Below are 16,996 nucleotides of genomic sequence, written 5' to 3' on the forward strand. Positions count from 1 at the left end.
TTACTTGTTCTCCTCGGTGCGCGCGTGGCTGACGGCGGGCTCGTTGCCGCCCAGCAGCAGGTAGAGCACGGCCATCCGGATCGAGACGCCGTTGGCGACCTGTTCGACGGCGGTGCAGCGGTCGGAGTCGGCGACCTCGGCGGTGATCTCCATGCCGCGGTTCATCGGCCCGGGGTGCATCACGACGGACTTCTCCGGCATCCGGGCCATCCGCTCGCCGTCGAGGCCGTAGCGGCGGGAGTACTCACGCTCGGTGGGGAAGTAGGCGGCGTTCATCCGCTCGCGCTGGACGCGCAGCATCATCACGGCGTCCGAAGCGGGCAGCACGTCGTCCAGGCTGTAGCTGACCTCGCAGGGCCACTCCTCGACGCCGATCGGCACGAGCGTGGGCGGGGCGACCAGCGTGACCTGCGCGCCGAGTGTGTGCAGCAGCAGCACGTTGGAGCGCGCGACCCGGCTGTGCAGGATGTCGCCGACGATCGTGACCCTGCGGCCCGCGAGGTCGGCGCCGATGCCGGCGTCCGCGCCGACCAGCCTGCGGCGCAGGGTGAAGGCGTCGAGGAGCGCCTGGGTGGGGTGTTCGTGGGTGCCGTCGCCCGCGTTGACGACGACACCGTCGATCCAGCCGGAGGTGGCGAGCCGGTACGGGGCTCCGGACGACGGGTGCCGGATGATCACGGCGTCGGCGCCCATCGCCTCCAGGGTGAGGGCGGTGTCCTTCAGCGACTCGCCCTTGGAGACCGACGAGCCCTTCGCGGAGAAGTTGATGACGTCGGCGGACAGCCGTTTGGCGGCGGCCTCGAAGGAGATCCGGGTGCGGGTGGAGTCCTCGAAGAACAGGTTGACGACGGTGCGGCCGCGCAGCGTCGGCAGCTTCTTGATGGGCCGGTCGGCGACGCGCGCCATCTCCTCGGCGGTGTCGAGGATCAGTACGGCGTCGTCGCGGGTGAGGTCGGCCGCTGAGATCAGATGGCCGGGGGTACGGGGGCTTGCTCCTGGCAGACGCAGCATCTGGGTGTGCTCCGGTGGGTCTAGTGAGGGCGTGCGGGCGCGCTTGCGCAGCCGTACGGGACTGGCGGCGTACGAAGCGGCTGCCGCTACCGCTCGTCGGAGGCGGCGGGCTGGCGCAGACCGAGCAGGACCGTGTCGCGGCCGTCCTCCTCGGCGAGCTGGACCTTGACCGTCTCGCGCAGCGACGTGGGGAGGTTCTTGCCGACGTAGTCCGCGCGGATCGGCAGTTCCCGGTGGCCGCGGTCGACGAGGACGGCGAGCTGGACGGCGCGGGGCCGGCCGATGTCGCCGAGGGCGTCGAGGGCGGCGCGGATGGTGCGGCCCGAGAAGAGCACGTCGTCGACGAGGACGACGAGCCGGCCGTCGACGCCGTCCGCCGGGATGTCGGTGCGGGCGAGCGCGCGGGCGGGCCGCAGGCGCAGGTCGTCGCGGTACATGGTGATGTCGAGCGAGCCGACCGGGATCGCTCTTCCGGTGATCTCTTCGAGCTTGTCGGCCAGCCGACGGGCCAGGAACACACCGCGGGTCGGGATACCGAGCAGGACCACGTCGTCGGCGCCCTTGGCGCGTTCGACGATCTCGTGGGCGATACGGGTCAGGACCCGTGCGATGTCGGGCGCCTCCAGAACGGGGCGCGGGCCATCAGGACTGATCGAGCTGTCTGTCTCCATAAGAAACGGACCTCCTTCTCCGCCTCACGGGACGGTTTTTAAAGGACGTCTGGATTGCGCCATCCACGGTAGCAGGAGTGTCCGGAGCGCCTGGTGTCGCCCCTGGCGGGAGGGGTTGCGGAGCCCCCGGCTTGACGCATCCAAGTAACGCTGCGTAACCTCACAGTGAGTTACCAGACTTCGTCCGGGGAGCTATATGTCCAGCGAATACGCAAAGCAGCTCGGGGCCAAACTCCGCGCCATCCGCACCCAGCAGGGCCTCTCGCTCCATGGCGTTGAGGAGAAGTCGCAGGGCCGCTGGAAGGCCGTCGTCGTCGGTTCGTACGAGCGCGGCGACCGTGCCGTGACCGTGCAGCGGCTCGCCGAGTTGGCTGATTTCTACGGGGTCCCGGTGCAGGAGCTCCTTCCCGGCACGACGCCCGGCGGCGCCGCCGAGCCGCCGCCGAAGCTCGTCCTGGACCTGGAGCGCCTCGCCCACGTACCGCAGGAGAAGGCCGGCCCGCTGCAGCGCTACGCGGCGACGATCCAGAGCCAGCGCGGCGACTACAACGGCAAGGTGCTGTCGATCCGCCAGGACGACCTGCGCACGCTGGCCGTCATCTACGACCAGTCGCCCTCGGTCCTGACCGAGCAGCTCATCAGCTGGGGTGTGCTGGACGCGGACGCGCGCCGCGCCGTCGCCCACGAGGAGGTCTGAGCGCGCGTAAGGCGCGCACCAGCAGAAACGTCACCTCCGGAGGGCGGGCCCGGCAGTACGGGGGCCGCCCTCCGGTGCGTGTGGCGTGCGGGGCGTGGACGGCCGTGTGCCGGGCCGTGCCCCGCCCCGTCGGCCAGGACCTAGACGCGGCGCAGGCTCGGCTTGAGGTCCTTGAACCGGCCGAGCAGGCCGTTCACGAACGACGGCGAGTCGTCGGTGGAGAATTCCTTGGCGAGCTGTACCGCCTCGTCGATCACCACGGCGTCGGGCGTCTCGTCCACCCACACCAGTTCGTAGGCGCCGAGCCGCACGATGTTCCGGTCGACCACCGGCATCCGGTCGAGGGTCCAGCCCACCGCGTAGGTGGCGATGAGGTCGTCGATGCGGTCCGCGTACTCCGCGTACCCCTCGACCAGCTCCATGGTGTACTCGCCGACCGGCGGCTGGCGGTCGTCGGTCCGGGCATGCCGTATCCAGTCCGCGAGGACCGTCTGCACGGACGCCCCGCGCTGGTCGGCCTCGAAGAGGATCTGGAAGGCACGCTTGCGGGCCTTGTTCCGGGCAGCCACGGTTAGCTGTTCACCCGGCCGAGGTACTCGCCTGAGCGCGTGTCGACCTTGATCTTCTCGCCGGTCGTGATGAAGAGCGGCACACCGATCTCGTAACCGGTCTCCAGCTTGGCCGGCTTGGAGCCGCCGGTGGAACGGTCGCCCTGCACGCCGGGGTCGGTGTGCTCGATGACCAGCTCGACGGCCGCGGGCAGCTCGACGTAGAGGGCGTTGCCCTCGTACATCGCGACCGTGGCCTCGAACCCCTCCAGCAGGAAGTTGGCGGCGTCGCCGACGACCTCCCTGCTGATGTGGATCTGCTCGTAGGTGCCCATGTCCATGAAGACGAAGTACTCGCCGTCCATGTACGAGAACTGCATGTCGCGGCGGTCGACTACGGCGGTCTCGACCTTCACGCCTGCGTTGAAGGTCTTGTCGACGACCTTGCCGGAGAGCACGTTCTTCAGCTTGGTGCGCACAAAGGCCGGGCCCTTGCCCGGCTTGACGTGCTGGAACTCGACGACGGACCAGAGCTGGCCCGAGTCGAGCTTGAGAACCATGCCGTTCTTGAGGTCGTTCGTGGAAGCCACGGTTGCGGAATCTCCTGGACTGATGCTGGTGGGACCACGGGTGCGCGCTAGAGCGCGAGCAGCTCCTTGGTCGTGATGGTGAGTAGCTCGGGTCCGCCGTCCGCTTCGGGGCGGACGACGAGCGTGTCAGCGATCCGGACACCGCCCCGGCCCGGAAGGTGGACCCCCGGTCCTACGGTGACAGGCACGCAAGCGTCCAGTTTACCCATGGCGGCGGGGGCCAACTGCGGGTCCTCGTCATTTTCGAGCCCCACACCGTGCCCGACGCGGGCGCCGAGCCCCTCCGCGTACCCCGCCGCCGCCAGCGGCTGACGGGCGGCGTGGTCCACGTCCCGGTAGCCGACTCCGGGCAGCAGCCCCTCCCGACCTGCCCGTTGTGCCGCGAAGACCAGCTCGTACAGCTCGACCTGCCAGTCGGCGGGGGACGTTCCGATGACGAACGTACGGGCGATGCCGCACCGGTATCCGCGGTATTCGGCGCCGAGCCCCACGGTGAGAAAATCGCCCTCCTCGACCCGCCGGTCCGACGGACGGTGCGCCTCACGGCCCGAGTTGGGGCCGGTGGCGACGGAGGTCGGGAACGCGGGGCCCTCGGCGCCGTGGTCGATCAGCCGGCGTTCCAGTTCCAGCGCGAGATGGCGTTCGGTGCGGCCCACGAGGATCGACTCCAGCAGTTCGCCCAGGGCCTGGTCGGCGATCTCGGCGGCGATCCGCAGACAGCCGATCTCCTCCTCGTCCTTGACGATGCGCTGCTGCTCCACCGCGCAGCCCAGGTCGGTCAGCCGCAGCCCGGGGGCGACGGAGCCGAGGGCCCGGTGCCGGGCAACGGTCAGATGGTGCTCCTCGACGGCGAGCGGTCCCGCCGTCCGGTCCGCGCCGTCGGCGGCGAGTGCGCCGACGGCGGCGATCGCCGGGTCACCGTCGCCCGACGGGAGGACCGACAGCCGCAGAGCGCTGTCCGGACGGCCCTCGGCGGGGTCGCCGGCCGGGGTACGGGGGCACAACAGCAGGTCGTCGTCGGGCCGGGCGCCGAGCAGCAGCACGGCGCCGGGCGGCGCGCCGCCCGCGAGATAGCGGACGTTGGCCGGCCGGGAGACCAGGGCGGCGCCGCTCCCTGCCGCTGAGCATCGCTCGCGCAGCCGCGCGCGGCGGTCCGCATACACCTCTGCCATGTCCCGAGCGTATGAGCGGTCGCGGCGACCGGCCGGTTCAGCGCGTCCGACCGGGGTGCCGCCGCGCGGCCCCGGGGCTACCAGGCGGGCGGGGATGCTATGGAGCGGGCGAGTACGTCGTCCAGCAGCCTGGCCGTCGTCTCCACGTCGAGCGTCGTGTTGTCGATGATCGGCAGCCCGGAGCCGTACCAGCCCGCCATCCGGCCGTGGATACCGGCGACCTCCTCGTCGGAGAGCCGCCGGTTGCCGCTGCGGGCCGCGTTGCGCTCCAGGACCGCTTCGAGCCCGGGGAGCAGGACGACGGGCAGCAGCCCGGGGCCGACGTGCCGCTTCCAGCCGCCGAGGCCGACGGCCGGGCGGTCGGGGAAGACGGCGTCGTCCAGGATGCAGGAGATGCCGTTGGCGAGGAAGTTGCGGGCGGCGAAGCCGCAGGTGCGGCGGGCCAGCCGGTACTGCGCCTCGGAGTGGTCGTTCCAGCCGGACTGCGGGTCGGCGAATCCGGAGCAGACCCACTCGCGTACGTCGTCCAGGCTGATGTGGGCCGTGGGCACCCGGCGGGTCCGCGCCCAGTGCCGGGCGACGGTCGTCTTGCCCGCGCCCGCCGGGCCGATCAGCAGGACGGCGAGGGTCGCGACGCCGGTGCCGCCGTCCGCGCCGGGCGGCGCGGGCAGCGCCACCGGGCCGCCGGGCGGCAGCTGGACGTGGCCGGTGCTGTCCGGGGGCGGCACGAAGGCCCCGGGGGCGCGCCGGGCACCGGGGGCGCCATGGGGGCCTGCGGGGCGTGCGGCGTCTGCTGCGGGCCCTGGGCATGCTGCGGCGGCTGCGGTGCCTGAGGCGGCTGCGGCGGCGCCCAGTGCGCGGGCGGCGGCCCGGGAGCCGCTCCGGGGGGCGGCGGTTCGGCCGCCCACCCGCCGGATCCGTCGACCGGTCCCCGGTGAGGCGGCAGCGGACCACCCACTGCGTGCTGCATGCGGTGCCACTCCGTCTCGTACGACTAAGCCGGCCTCACGGCCGATTGCTACCGAACGGTACCGCCTCGGCCGGGTCAGCCGGTCAACTCCTCGGCGAGCGCCCGGAGTGCGAGCCGGTAGGAGCCGATGCCGAAGCCGGCGACCGTACCGCTCGCCACGGCGGCGACCACCGAGGTGTGGCGGAATTCCTCCCGTGTGTACGGATTCGAGATGTGCACCTCGATGAGGGGCGCCGTGCGCTGCGCCGCCGCGTCACGCAGCGCGTACGAGTAGTGCGTGAACGCACCCGGGTTGAGAACGACCGGAATTGATCCGTCCACCGCTTCGTGCAGCCAGCGGATCAGCTCGCCCTCGTCGTTCGTCTCGCGTACGTCGACGTCGAAGCCCAGCTCCTTGCCGAGGGTGCGGCAGGTGTCGACCAGACCCGCGTACGAGGTCGCGCCGTACACGTCGGGCTCACGGGAGCCGAGCCGGCCGAGGTTGGGGCCGTTGATGACCAGGACCCGCCGGGTCACCTGCTCGTCGCCCGCCTGCTCGTCGCTCACCTGCTCGTCGCTCACGCCGACACCTCGCCGTAGGCGGCGAGCAGCACCGCCGGGTCGGGGCCTTCGAGGACGGTCGGCTTGGCAAGGCCGTCGAGGACGATGAAGCGCAGCAGGTCGCCGCGCGACTTCTTGTCGACCTTCATGGTCTCCAGCAGCTTGGGCCACTGGTCGCCGCGGTAGGTCAGCGGCAGTCCCACCGACTCCAGCACCGAGCGGTGCCGGTCGGCCGTCGCGTCGTCGAGGCGCCCGGCGACCCGGCCCAGTTCGGCTGCGAAGACCATGCCGACGGAGACGGCGGCGCCGTGCCGCCACTTGTAGCGCTCGTTCTTCTCGATGGCGTGCGCGAGGGTGTGGCCGTAGTTCAGGATCTCCCGCAGTCCGGACTCCCTGAGGTCGCTGGAGACGACCTCGGCCTTGACCCGGATCGACCGCTCGATCAGTTCGGCGGTGTGCGGACCCGCGGGGGTGCGGGCGCCTTCGGGGTCCGACTCGACCAGGTCGAGGATGGCCGGGTCGGCGATGAAGCCGGCCTTGATGATCTCGGCCATGCCGCTGACGTAGTCGTGGACACCGAGCGAGTCCAGCGCCGCCAGGTCGCAGAGCACCCCGGCGGGCGGGTGGAAGGAGCCCACCAGGTTCTTGCCCTCGGCGGTGTTGATGCCGGTCTTGCCGCCGACGGCCGCGTCGACCATGCCGAGCACGGTCGTCGGTACGGCGATCCAGCGCACCCCGCGCAGCCAGGTCGCCGCGACGAACCCGGCGAGGTCCGTGGTGGCCCCGCCGCCGACGCCGACGATGACGTCGCTGCGGGTGAAGCCGGTCTGGCCGAGCGCCTTCCAGCAGTAGGCGGCGACCTCGACGGTCTTGGCCTCCTCCGCGTTGGGCAGTTGGACGGCGATGGCCTCGTACCCCTGGTCCGCCAGGTCCTGGCGCAGCGCCTCGCCGGTCTCGGCCAGCGCCTCGGGGTGCAGCACGGCGACGCGCTTCGCGCGGCCGATGAGCCCGGGCAGCTCGCCCAGCAGCTGCCTGCCGACCAGTACCTCGTACGGGTCGGTGCCGGCCGTGCCGCCGATCTGGATACGGGTGACTGCCTGTGCGGTCATGCTTTCCTCAGTTCGAGTGCGTCGAGGACGGCTTCGGCGACCTCTTCGGGGGTACGGTCGTCCGTCGCGACCACCGCGCGCGCCACCCCGGTGTAGAGATGGCGGCGGGCCTCCATCAGCTTCTTCCACTCCTGGCGCGGGTTGACCAGCAGCAGCGGGCGTGCCGTGTTGAGGCCGACCCGCTTCATCACTTCGGTCACGTCGACCGACAGGTAGACGACGGGCAGCCCGGTCAGCAGCTCGCGGGTGGTGTCGTCCAGGATCGCGCCGCCGCCGAGCGCCAGGACACCGGTGTGCTCGGTGAGCGCGCGGCGTACGGCTTCGCGTTCCAGCTCGCGGAAGTACGGTTCGCCCTCGTCGACGAAGATGTCGGCGATCGTGCGGTCGTGCGCCGTGACGATGTCGGCGTCGCTGTCCCGGTAGCCCACGCCGAGCTGGTCGGCGAGCAGTTCCCCGACGACGGACTTGCCCGCGCCCATCGGTCCCACCAGTACGACGACGGGTCCCGCCGAGGTGCCCGAAGGCTCCTGGTCGCTCATCGGATCACCAGATTCTCCAGGTACGAACGGACATTGCGGCGGGTCTCGGGGACGCTGTCGCCGCCGAACTTCTCGGCGACGGCGTCGGCGAGGGTCAGCGCCACCATGGCCTCGGCGACGATGCCGGCCGCCGGCACCGCGCACACGTCGGAGCGCTGGTGGTGCGCCTTCGCCGCCTCGCCGGTGGCGACGTCGACGGTGGCGAGCGCGCGCGGCACGGTCGCGATGGGCTTCATCGCGGCCCGTACCCGCAGCAGCTCGCCGGTGGTCAGACCGCCCTCGGTGCCGCCGGAGCGTCCCGAGGCGCGCCTGATGCCGTCGTCGGTCACCAGGATCTCGTCGTGGGCCTGCGAGCCGGGCACCCGGGCCAGGTCGAAGCCGTCGCCGACCTCGACGCCCTTGATGGCCTGAATGCCCATCAGCGCGGCGGCGAGCCGGGCGTCGAGCCTGCGGTCCCAGTGGACGTGCGAGCCGAGGCCGACGGGCACGCCGTACGCCAGGACCTCGACCACTCCGCCGAGCGTGTCACCGTCCTTGTGGGCCTGGTCGATCTCGGCGACCATCGCCTTGCTCGCGTCGGCGTCGAGGCAGCGCACCGGGTCGGCGTCCAGCCGCTCGACGTCGGAGGGGGTCGGGAGGACGCCGTAGGGAGCCTTGGCCCCGGCCAGCTCGACCACGTGCGAGACGACCTCGATGCCGGCCGTCTCCTTCAGGTACGAGCGGGCGACGGCGCCGAGCGCGACGCGGGCGGCGGTCTCGCGGGCGCTGGCCCGCTCCAGGACGGGCCTGGCCTCGTCGAAGCCGTACTTCTGCATCCCCGCGAGGTCCGCGTGGCCGGGCCGGGGGCGGGTCAGCGGGGCGTTGCGGGCCAGTTCGTCGAGGATGGCGGGGTCGACGGGGTCGGCCGCCATGACCTGCTCCCACTTGGGCCACTCGGTGTTGCCGACCATGATCGCGACGGGCGAGCCCATGGTGAGGCCGTGCCGCACACCGCCGAGGAAGGTGACCTCGTCGCGCTCGAACTTCATCCGCGCGCCGCGCCCGTAGCCGAGGCGCCGCCGGGCGAGGTGGTCGGCCACGATGTCGGTGGTGATGGGCACACCGGCGGGAAGGCCCTCCAGCGTCGCGACGAGTGCGGGGCCGTGCGACTCCCCCGCGGTCAGCCAGCGCAACCTGCTCAACGGTGCTCCTCTTGCTCGCGCCTGGAATGCGGTGGCGCGGCCGGGTGCGCGGCCCTGGCCCGCCGCTCCCGATCCTCCCACGTGCGGGCGGGTGACCCGGCCCGCGGTCCAGGAAGCGGACGGTACGCCGGGCCGGTCAGCGTGCGCGCAGGGCCCGCTCCCCCGCCTCGCGCATCGCGGCGAGCGGTGCGGGGGTACGCCCCGTCATCTGTTCGACCTGGAGCACCGCCTGGTGCACCAGCAGGTCGAGGCCGCCGACGACCGGTCCGCCGGCCGCCGACCAGGCGGTCGCGAGCGGTGTGGGCCAGGGCTCGTACAGCACGTCGAAGAGCGTGCCGGGGCTGCCCGGCACCAGCGGCGCCAGCTCGTCCGTCGCGCCGGCCGGGGTCGTCGCGATCACCAGCGGCGCCGCGAACGCGTCGGCGGCCGCCGTCCAGTCGGCGGTGCGGACGTCGACACCCAGCCGCTCGCCCCAGCCGCGCATCTCGGCGGCGCGGGCGGCGCTGCGTACGTACGCGGTGACCGGTCCCGTGCAGACGCGGGCGAGCGCGGCGAGCGCCGACGAGGCCGTGGCGCCCGCGCCGAGTACGGCGGCCGAGCCGACCGTGGTCACCCCGCGCTCGCGCAGCGCGGCGAGCATGCCGGGGATGTCGGTGTTGTCGCCGGTGCGCCGGCCGTCGGCGTCGAACACCACCGTGTTGACGGCCTCCACCGAAGCCGCGGTGTCGGTGATCTTGTCGAGCAGCGGGATGACGGCGCGCTTGAGCGGCATGGTCAGGGAGAGACCCGCCCACGCCCGCCCGTCACCGTCCCGGCCGAGTCCTTCGAGGAACGCGGGCAGCCCCGCCTCGGCCACCTCGAAGCGGTCGTACGACCAGCCGTCGAGGCCGAGTTCGGCGTAGGCCGCCCGGTGCAGGACGGGCGAGAGGGAATGTGCGATGGGCGAGCCGAGCACGGCCGCCCTGCGCCCCTCAGCCGCCGAGGCCCTTGTTGTCATTGAACTTGTCCTTGAGCTTCTCGAACTCGGCGTTCGTCTTGGCGAACTCGGTCTTGTCCGCCCCGTCGGTCGCCACGAAGTACATCCAGCCGTCACTGGTCGGGTTGACCGCAGCGGCGAGGGCGTCGGGGCCGGGGTTGCCGATGGGGCCAGGCGGCAGCCCCTTCACCGTGTACGTGTTGTACGGGTCGTGGTTGCCGTTGACCTCGGCCTCGGTGAGGTCGATCTTGCTCTGGCCCTTGAGGTAGTTGAAGGTGGAGTCGAACTGGAGCAGCTGGTTCGTCTCCGTGTTGGTGGGCTTGAGCCGGTTGTAGACGACCTCGGACATCTTGCGGAAGTCGTCGTGCGTCTTGCCCTCGGCCTGCACGAGGCTGGCGACCGTGAGCAGCTGCCACGGATCCCGCAGCCCGCGCTTCTCGGCCTCGCCCACCAGGTCGGCCTTGGTGTACGCGTCGTCGGCCCGGGTCACCATCTGCTTCAGGGCCGCCTCGGGTTTCGTCCCCTTGGCGACCCCGTAGTTCCCTGGCAGCAGGAAGCCTTCGAGCGGGTCTTTTATCTTGCCGTTGTTCTGCGCCCAGTCGGGCAGGCCGAGCGTCTTGAGCTGCGACTTGGCAACGGCCTTGGTCGTGCCGTCCTTGACGCCCAGCCGTTTGTCGATCGCCGCGTAGACCTGACCGTTGCGCCAGCCCGGAGCGACGATGAGGACGTCCTGGCTCTTGGGGTCCAGCATCTTCGTGACGGCGTTCTGCCCGGACATGCCGGTGCCGAGGGTGTAGACGCCCGCCTGGATCGTGTCGCCCTTGGGGTTGTCCTTCTGCGCCTCGACGAACGCGCCCTGGCTCTTGACCACGCCGCCCTTCACCAGCAGCGCGGCGATCTCGGCGCCCGAAGCGCCTTCGGGCACCACGATCTGGACCGCGCCCGTACCGCTGCCGGAGAAGTCCGGCGGCGGGCCGAAGCGGTCCTGGTAGAAGTTGTAGCCGACGTAGCTGACGCCACCGACCACGCCCAGCAGGACCACGGCGACGACGAGACAGGCCCGGCCGCTGCGGCCCTTCTTCTTGCCGTCGCCACGGCGGTCGCCGTCGCCCCCGTGGTCGTCGTACGCGTCGTCGGACTCGTCGTACCGGTCGTCGTCCTCGGCACGCCGGCCCCTGGCGGGGACGGGGGTGTCGGCGCCGGTGAAGAAGGGGTGCGTCTCCTCCGGCTGCGGGCCGTCCCAGTCGTTCTCCGGCTCGGGGCGGCGCTGCCCTGCGGCGGGCCCTGCCTGGCCACGGCCGGGCGGCGGCGCCTGCACCGGCTGCTGCTGCACCGGCTGCTGCTGGCCCGGCGGCTGCTGTTGCGGGTAGCCCTCGGGGGCGGCGTAGTAGTCGGGGTTCTGCGGGTAGCCGTTGCCCTGCCCGGTGTCGCCCTGGTTGCCGTAGCCACCGGGGGGCTGCTGGCCGTACTGCATGGCCGCCCGCTGCCCGGTGTCCCAACCGCCTTGGTACTGCGGGTCGTTGTACTGGGGATCGGTGTACTGGTGCTGCGCGTCGTACTGCTGGGCCTGCGGCTGCTGCTGCGCGTTGTTGTACCGGGGGTCGTTGTACTGCTGCTGCCCGCCGTACTGCTGGGGCTGCTGCGGCTGGGGCTGCTGCTGGTACTGAGCCTGGGCCTGCGGGTACTGCTGCTGGTACTGCGGGTCGGCGTACTGCTGCGGGGGGTACTGCTGCTGGTACGGGTCCTGGCCGGCCGCGTACTGGCCCTGGCCTGCCGTCTGCTGCCCCTGAACCGGCTGCTGCGGGTACTGCTGCTGCGGCTGGCCGCCGTACGGGGCCTGGCCGTCGGCGGCCTGCTGCGCTGCCCATCCCTGGTCCCCGTACAGGGGATCCTCGGGGTGCCACGGTTCGGAGCCGGGGCCCCGGCCATAGTCAGTCATCGATCCCCTAGAGCCGCGAGGCAACGGCTTGCGAGCACTCGGCACGGCGTCCGTTGGGCCTCTTTGTTGTGCGGCAGCTGTTCGAACACCGCCGCATCGCGCGGAACGTTACCGTATCGCGATCAGATGACCACTTCGACGGCTTCGCCCGGAGCTTTACCCAAGGCTCGTTCAGCCTCAAGGGCATTCTGCAGGATGATGATCGCAGCCGCCTGGTCGATCACCGACCGGCCCTTCTTGGACGTCACGCCGGACGCGCGCAGGCCCTGGGCCGCCGACACCGTCGTCATCCGCTCGTCCACCAGCCGTACGGGTACGGGAGCGGCGCCCCGTGCGACCTCCTGGGCGAAGATCCGGACCTTCGCCGCCGCCGGGCCCTCGCCGCCGTTCAGGGAGCGCGGCAGCCCGATCAGCACCTCGATCGGTTCGTACTCCTGGACGAGCTGGAGCAGCCGCCGGTGGGCGGCCGGGACATCACGTCCCGGCACGGTCTCCACCGGGGTGGCGAGGACCCCGTCGGGGTCGCACGAGGCGACCCCGATCCGGGCGTCCCCGACGTCGATCGCGAGACGACGTCCTCGTCTCATCGGCCGTCAGGCCGTTTCTGCGACGAGGCGCTCGACAGCGGCCACGGCGTCGCCGATGGCGGCCGGGTTCTGCCCGCCGCCCTGCGCGACGTCCGGCTTGCCGCCGCCTCCGCCGCCGAGGGTCTTGGCGGCGGCGCGCACCAGCTCGCCGGCCTTGAGCCCGCGTCCGCGCGCGGCCTCGTTGGTGGCGATGACCGTCAGCGGACGGCCGCCGGCCGTGCTGAACAGCGCCACGACAGCGGGCCGGTCGTTCGGGATCCGGCCGCGTACGTCGAGGACGAGCCGGCGCAGGTCGTCGGCCGACGTGCCGTCCGGGACCTGTCCGGTGACCAGCGCCGTACCGCGTACGTCCACGGCACTGGCGGCCAGCCCCGCGGCGGCGGCGAGCACCTTCTCCGCGCGGAACTTCTCGATCTCCTTCTCGGCTTCCTTGAGCTTGGCGAGCACGCCGGAGATCTTCTCGGGCAGCTCCTCGGAGCGGCCCTTGACCAGCTCCTGGAGCTGGGCGACGACGGTGTGCTCCCTGGCGAGGAAGTTGTACGCGTCCACCCCGACCAGGGCCTCGATACGGCGCACCCCGGAGCCGATCGACGATTCGCCGAGCAGCTTGACCAGGCCGAGCTGGGCGGTGTTGTGCACGTGCGTGCCGCCGCACAGCTCCTTGGAGAAGTCGCCGATGGTCACGACGCGGACCCGCTCGCCGTACTTCTCGCCGAACTCGGCGATGGCGCCCTGCTTCTTGGCGTCGTCGATGGACATGACCTCGGCCTGTACGTCGAGGTCCCTGGCGAGCACTTCGTTGATCTTCTGCTCGACGTCGGTGAGGACCGTGCCGGGTACGGCGGCGGGCGAACCGAAGTCGAAGCGGAACCGGCCGGGCGAGTTCTCGGAACCGGCCTGGGCGGCCGTCGGGCCGAGCGCGTCGCGCAGCGCCTGGTGGGTCAGGTGGGTGGCGCTGTGGGCGCGGGCGATGGCCCGGCGCCGGTGGGTGTCGATGGCGGCGTGCACGGACGAGCCGAGCGTCACCTCACCCACCTGGACGGTGCCCTTGTGCACGTAGATCCCGGGGACCGGCTGCTGGACGTCCCTGATCTCGATGACGGCGCCGGTGTCGACCCTGATCCGGCCCTGGTCGGCGAGCTGGCCGCCGCCCTCGGCGTAGAACGGGGTGCGGTCGAGGACGACCTCGACGTCGTCGCCCTCGGTCGCTGCCGGTGAGGGGACACCGTCCACGAGCAGGCCGACCACGGTCGACTCGTTCTCGGCGGTGGTGTAGCCGGTGAACTCGGTGACACCGCTCTTGTCGGCGACCTCGCGGTAGGCGGACAGGTCGGCGTGGCCGGACTTCTTGGACCTGGCGTCGGCCTTGGCGCGCTCGCGCTGTTCCTTCATCAGCCGGCGGAACCCGTCCTCGTCCACGGACAGGCCCTGTTCGGCGGCCATCTCCAGGGTGAGGTCGATCGGGAAGCCCCAGGTGTCGTGGAGCAGGAACGCCTTGTCGCCGGCGAGCACCTTGCCGCCGGCGGCCTTGGTCTCGGTGACGGCGGTGTCGAGGATGTTGGTGCCGCCCTTGATGGCCTTGAGGAAGGCGGCTTCCTCGGCGAGGGCGACGGTCTCGATGCGCTTGCGCTCGGTCCGCAGCTCCGGGTACTGCTCGCCCATCGTCTCGATGACCACGTCGACCAGGTCGGCGACGACCGGGCCCGTGGCGCCGAGCAGCCGCATGTTGCGGATGGCGCGGCGCATGATGCGGCGCAGCACGTAGCCGCGGCCCTCGTTGCCGGGGGTGACGCCGTCACCGATGAGCATCACGGACGTACGCATGTGGTCGGTGACGACGCGCAGCGAGACGTCCGAGCCGTGGTCGGCGCCGTAGCGCACGCCGGTCAGCTCGGTGGCCCTGGCGATGACCGCCATCGACGTGTCGATCTCGAACATGTTCTGCACGCCTTGCAGGATCATGGCGAGGCGTTCGAGGCCGAGTCCGGTGTCGATGTTCTTCGAGGGCAGGTCGCCGAGGATCTCGAAGTCTTCCTTCGTCTGACCCGGGCCGCGCTCGTACTGCATGAAGACCAGGTTCCAGATCTCCACGTACCGCTCGTCGTTGACGGCGGGTCCGCCGGCGGCGCCGAACTCGGGACCGCGGTCGTAGTGGATCTCGGAGCTGGGGCCGCAGGGTCCTGGCACGCCCATGGACCAGAAGTTGTCCTTCTTGCCGAGCCGCTGGATCCGCTCGGCCGGCACGTCCGTCTTGGCCAGCCAGATCCGCTCGGCCTCGTCGTCCTCCAGGTAGATGGTCACCCAGAGCCGCTCGGGGTCGAGTCCGTAACCGCCGTCGGCCTGGGGGCGGGTGAGCAGCTCCCAGGCCAGCTCGACGGCGCCTTCCTTGAAGTAGTCGCCGAAGGAGAAGTTGCCGCACATCTGGAAGAACGTGCCGTGCCGGGTGGTCTTGCCGACCTCTTCGATGTCGGGGGTCCGCACGCACTTCTGCACGCTGGTGGCGCGCGGGGCGGGCGGCTTGACCTCGCCGAGGAAGTAGGGCTTGAACGGCACCATGCCTGCCGGGACGAGGAGCAGAGTCGGGTCGTCCGCGATGAGCGACGCCGAAGGGACGACGGTGTGCCCGCGCTCCTCGAAGAAGCTCAGCCAGCGGCGGCGGATTTCAGCCGACTCCATCAGTGGTCCTCATTCCGGTTGTGCGAGTTGTAGGGGTACGTGGTGCCGCGGCGGCCGCGGGGCTCGTCCTGTTCGATGGCCACGACGCGGCGCGGGGCGGGCAGTTCGGGTGCGGCGGACGCGTCGATGCCCAGCGCCTCGCCCAGTTCCGCCTCGCGCCTGACCATGCCGGTCCTGACGTCGACGGCGAAGTCCTTGAGCCGGTGGCCCGCGACGAGCGCCTTGTTGGCCGCCTGCGCGGCGAGACTCTCCGGGCTCAGCTGCCTGATCTTGCGGTTGACCTTGGTGGTGGCCCACACGCCGGCTGCTGCGCCCGCTGTGAACCAGAACGTACGGCGGAACATGGCTGCGTCAGCCTTTCTTCTTCCTGCGCCTGGCCGACGGAACCGTACGGCCGACGACTACGGTGCGCCGGGCCCGGTCGGCCGGGGCTTCGCCGCCGGCCGGTGCGCCCTTGCGGCTCATGGCCTGTCGTACTCCGTAGCCGAAGGCGGCGACCTTGACCAGCGGCCCGCCGAAGGTCGAGGCGACCGTCGAGGAGAGCGCGGACGCGTTGGAGGTGACTTCCTGGACGTCGGTGGCGATAGCGTCGACCCGGTCGAGCTGGGTCTGCGCCGAGCGCACCGTCGCCGAGGCGTCCGCGAGCAGCGGCACCGCCTGGTCCGTCACGTCCGCCATGAGCTTGGTGGTCGCCTTGAGCGTCTGAGCCAGCCTCACCAGTACCACGGCGAGGAAGGAGACCAGGATCGCCCAGAACACGGCCACCAGGAGCCCGGCAACCTCTCCACCGGTCACACCGCACCGCTCTCTGCTCGGAAAATCGTGCCCCGAAAATCGTGGTCCGACCCTATCGCGCCGGGCCTGTCCCCCTGAACCGGATTGTCGGCGGCGCGGGGGCGGGTCCGCGTGGCGCGGGCCCGGGTCCGCGTGGCGCGGGTCCGGTACGCCGAAGCCCGCCGGCCCCGCGCCGGAAGCGGCGGGGAACGGCGGGCAGACGCGCGGTGAGCTACGGCCGGGTCAGCGGGCGTAGTACTCGACGACCAGCTGCTCGTCGCAGATGACCGGGATTTCCTTGCGGTTCGGGTCGCGGTCCAGGCGGAACGCCAGCGCCTTCAGGTTGACCTGGAGGTAGCGCGGGGTCTCGCCGTCGGTGTCGTAGCCACCTTCGCGCGCGACCTGGAAGGGGACCTTCTCGCGGCTGCGCTCGCGGACCATCACGACGTCGTCGGGACGGACGCGGAACGACGGCTTGTCGACCTTGTTGCCGTTGACCTCGATGTGGCCGTGGACGACCATCTGACGGGCCTGGTAGATGGTGCGGGCGATGCCCGAACGCAGGACCAGCGCGTCGAGACGGCGCTCCAGCTCGACGACGAGCGCCTCGCCCGTCTTGCCCTCGGCCTTGCGGGCGCGGTCGTAGGCACGCGCCATCTGGCGCTCGCTGATGTCGTACTGGGCGCGCAGGCGCTGCTTCTCCAGCAGACGGACCTTGTAGTCACTGTTCTGCTTGCGTCCGCGACCGTGCTCACCCGGCGGGTAGGGACGGGCCTCGAAGTACTTGACAGCCTTCGGCGTCAGCGCGATACCGAGCGCACGCGACTTCTTGACCTTGGGACGCGACTGGTTAGGCACGTTCTCCAGACCTCCGTTGTAGGTTAGGTTAGGCTCACCTTACTCAAAGGAGATCGCATGTCTCGCCCTGGGAACACCACGCGCATCACAGACAGCCTCGACGCACAGGGCACCGAATCGACGGAGGTCCGATCAGCTCATGGTCAGCCGCGTCCCAG

The 16,996-nt window shown here is 71.3% G+C and carries 17 protein-coding genes and 1 pseudogene; 1 reads left to right on the forward strand and 17 read right to left on the reverse strand.

From position 1 onward, the window contains the following. Together OHS57_RS07100 and pyrR are read right to left on the reverse strand one after the other, a co-directional pair. Positions 1-1,011, reverse strand: coding sequence for an aspartate carbamoyltransferase catalytic subunit (locus tag OHS57_RS07100; RefSeq protein WP_328581397.1), 1,011 nt, complete (start codon positions 1,009-1,011; stop codon positions 1-3). An 86-nt stretch (positions 1,012-1,097) separates the two neighbouring features. Further along, entirely contained in the window at positions 1,098-1,682 is a 585-nt protein-coding gene (pyrR, locus tag OHS57_RS07105) for a bifunctional pyr operon transcriptional regulator/uracil phosphoribosyltransferase PyrR (protein ID WP_041991664.1), read from the reverse strand. Between the two features lie 196 nt (positions 1,683-1,878). Here pyrR and bldD point away from each other — a divergent pair, with 196 nt between their 5' ends. Next, a complete protein-coding gene (bldD, locus tag OHS57_RS07110; RefSeq protein ID WP_041991662.1) occupies positions 1,879-2,379 on the forward strand; it encodes a transcriptional regulator BldD in 501 nt (166 codons plus the stop codon). 140 nt (positions 2,380-2,519) lie between these two features. Here the strand turns inward: bldD and nusB are convergent, their stop codons facing one another. The 15 genes and pseudogenes from nusB to rpsD all read right to left on the reverse strand — a co-directional run bounded on the left by nusB (position 2,520) and on the right by rpsD (position 16,838). Further along, a complete protein-coding gene (gene nusB, locus OHS57_RS07115; RefSeq protein WP_041991660.1) occupies positions 2,520-2,948 on the reverse strand; it encodes a transcription antitermination factor NusB in 429 nt (142 codons plus the stop codon). Positions 2,949-2,950: 2 nt separating this feature from the next. Further along, positions 2,951-3,517 (reverse strand): elongation factor P, encoded by a 567-nt coding sequence (efp, locus tag OHS57_RS07120; protein WP_041991658.1) that lies wholly within the window; start codon positions 3,515-3,517, stop codon positions 2,951-2,953. Between the two features lie 47 nt (positions 3,518-3,564). Then, positions 3,565-4,689 carry an aminopeptidase P family protein gene (locus OHS57_RS07125; RefSeq protein ID WP_328581398.1) on the reverse strand — a complete coding sequence of 375 codons (1,125 nt, stop codon included), beginning with the start codon at positions 4,687-4,689 and terminating at the stop codon, positions 3,565-3,567. A gap of 77 nt (positions 4,690-4,766) precedes the next feature. Beyond that, positions 4,767-5,659: pseudogene (locus OHS57_RS07130) on the reverse strand (Pro-rich N-terminal domain-containing protein). Positions 5,660-5,734: 75 nt separating this feature from the next. Then, on the reverse strand, positions 5,735-6,175 hold the full coding sequence (gene aroQ / locus OHS57_RS07135; protein ID WP_041996846.1) for a type II 3-dehydroquinate dehydratase: 441 nt from the start codon (positions 6,173-6,175) through the stop codon (positions 5,735-5,737). Between the two features lie 41 nt (positions 6,176-6,216). Further along, positions 6,217-7,308: a 3-dehydroquinate synthase gene (gene aroB, locus OHS57_RS07140; RefSeq protein ID WP_041991652.1), complete on the reverse strand. Its 1,092-nt coding sequence runs from the start codon at positions 7,306-7,308 to the stop codon at positions 6,217-6,219. Next, the gene (locus tag OHS57_RS07145; RefSeq protein WP_328581399.1) at positions 7,305-7,847 is read right to left on the reverse strand and encodes a shikimate kinase; all 543 of its coding nucleotides are present in this window, start codon (positions 7,845-7,847) and stop codon (positions 7,305-7,307) included. The genes aroB and OHS57_RS07145 overlap by 4 nt, the downstream gene beginning before the upstream one ends. After that, a complete protein-coding gene (aroC, locus tag OHS57_RS07150; protein WP_328581400.1) occupies positions 7,844-9,028 on the reverse strand; it encodes a chorismate synthase in 1,185 nt (394 codons plus the stop codon). Before aroC ends, OHS57_RS07145 begins: the two co-directional genes overlap by 4 nt. 136 nt (positions 9,029-9,164) lie before the next feature. Further along, on the reverse strand, positions 9,165-10,025 hold the full coding sequence (locus tag OHS57_RS07155) for a shikimate dehydrogenase (protein WP_328581401.1): 861 nt from the start codon (positions 10,023-10,025) through the stop codon (positions 9,165-9,167). After that, positions 10,000-11,943 carry an endolytic transglycosylase MltG gene (gene mltG, locus OHS57_RS07160; protein ID WP_328581402.1) on the reverse strand — a complete coding sequence of 648 codons (1,944 nt, stop codon included), beginning with the start codon at positions 11,941-11,943 and terminating at the stop codon, positions 10,000-10,002. Before mltG ends, OHS57_RS07155 begins: the two co-directional genes overlap by 26 nt. Positions 11,944-12,065: 122 nt before the next feature. Beyond that, complete coding sequence (ruvX, locus tag OHS57_RS07165; RefSeq protein WP_041991640.1) at positions 12,066-12,530, reverse strand: Holliday junction resolvase RuvX; 465 nt, start codon at positions 12,528-12,530, stop codon at positions 12,066-12,068. A 6-nt stretch (positions 12,531-12,536) separates the two neighbouring features. After that, positions 12,537-15,206, reverse strand: a complete 2,670-nt coding sequence (gene alaS, locus OHS57_RS07170; protein ID WP_041991638.1) for an alanine--tRNA ligase — start codon at positions 15,204-15,206, stop codon at positions 12,537-12,539. Continuing rightward, positions 15,206-15,550, reverse strand: a complete 345-nt coding sequence (locus OHS57_RS07175; RefSeq protein WP_328581403.1) for a DUF6167 family protein — start codon at positions 15,548-15,550, stop codon at positions 15,206-15,208. The genes alaS and OHS57_RS07175 overlap by 1 nt, the downstream gene beginning before the upstream one ends. A gap of 7 nt (positions 15,551-15,557) precedes the next feature. Next, on the reverse strand, positions 15,558-16,001 hold the full coding sequence (locus tag OHS57_RS07180) for a DUF948 domain-containing protein (protein ID WP_041991634.1): 444 nt from the start codon (positions 15,999-16,001) through the stop codon (positions 15,558-15,560). A gap of 222 nt (positions 16,002-16,223) precedes the next feature. Continuing rightward, entirely contained in the window at positions 16,224-16,838 is a 615-nt protein-coding gene (gene rpsD, locus OHS57_RS07185) for a 30S ribosomal protein S4 (protein ID WP_041991632.1), read from the reverse strand. Positions 16,839-16,996 lie beyond the last annotated feature (158 nt).

The organism is Streptomyces sp. NBC_00370 (assembly GCF_036084755.1).
In the GTDB taxonomy this organism is placed as follows: Bacteria; Actinomycetota; Actinomycetes; order Streptomycetales; family Streptomycetaceae; genus Streptomyces.

Bases quoted from the DNA above. Each gene is read 5' to 3' on its own strand.
- OHS57_RS07100 (WP_328581397.1), bottom strand. From the start codon at position 1,011: ATGCTGCGTCTGCCAGGAGCAAGCCCCCGTACCCCCGGCCATCTGATC.
- pyrR (WP_041991664.1), bottom strand. From the start codon at position 1,682: ATGGAGACAGACAGCTCGATCAGTCCTGATGGCCCGCGCCCCGTTCTG.
- bldD (WP_041991662.1), top strand. From the start codon at position 1,879: ATGTCCAGCGAATACGCAAAGCAGCTCGGGGCCAAACTCCGCGCCATC.
- OHS57_RS07125 (WP_328581398.1), bottom strand. From the start codon at position 4,689: ATGGCAGAGGTGTATGCGGACCGCCGCGCGCGGCTGCGCGAGCGATGC.
- aroB (WP_041991652.1), bottom strand. From the start codon at position 7,308: ATGACCGCACAGGCAGTCACCCGTATCCAGATCGGCGGCACGGCCGGC.
- OHS57_RS07145 (WP_328581399.1), bottom strand. From the start codon at position 7,847: ATGAGCGACCAGGAGCCTTCGGGCACCTCGGCGGGACCCGTCGTCGTA.
- OHS57_RS07155 (WP_328581401.1), bottom strand. From the start codon at position 10,025: ATGACAACAAGGGCCTCGGCGGCTGAGGGGCGCAGGGCGGCCGTGCTC.
- mltG (WP_328581402.1), bottom strand. From the start codon at position 11,943: ATGACTGACTATGGCCGGGGCCCCGGCTCCGAACCGTGGCACCCCGAG.
- ruvX (WP_041991640.1), bottom strand. From the start codon at position 12,530: ATGAGACGAGGACGTCGTCTCGCGATCGACGTCGGGGACGCCCGGATC.
- alaS (WP_041991638.1), bottom strand. From the start codon at position 15,206: ATGGAGTCGGCTGAAATCCGCCGCCGCTGGCTGAGCTTCTTCGAGGAG.
- OHS57_RS07175 (WP_328581403.1), bottom strand. From the start codon at position 15,550: ATGTTCCGCCGTACGTTCTGGTTCACAGCGGGCGCAGCAGCCGGCGTG.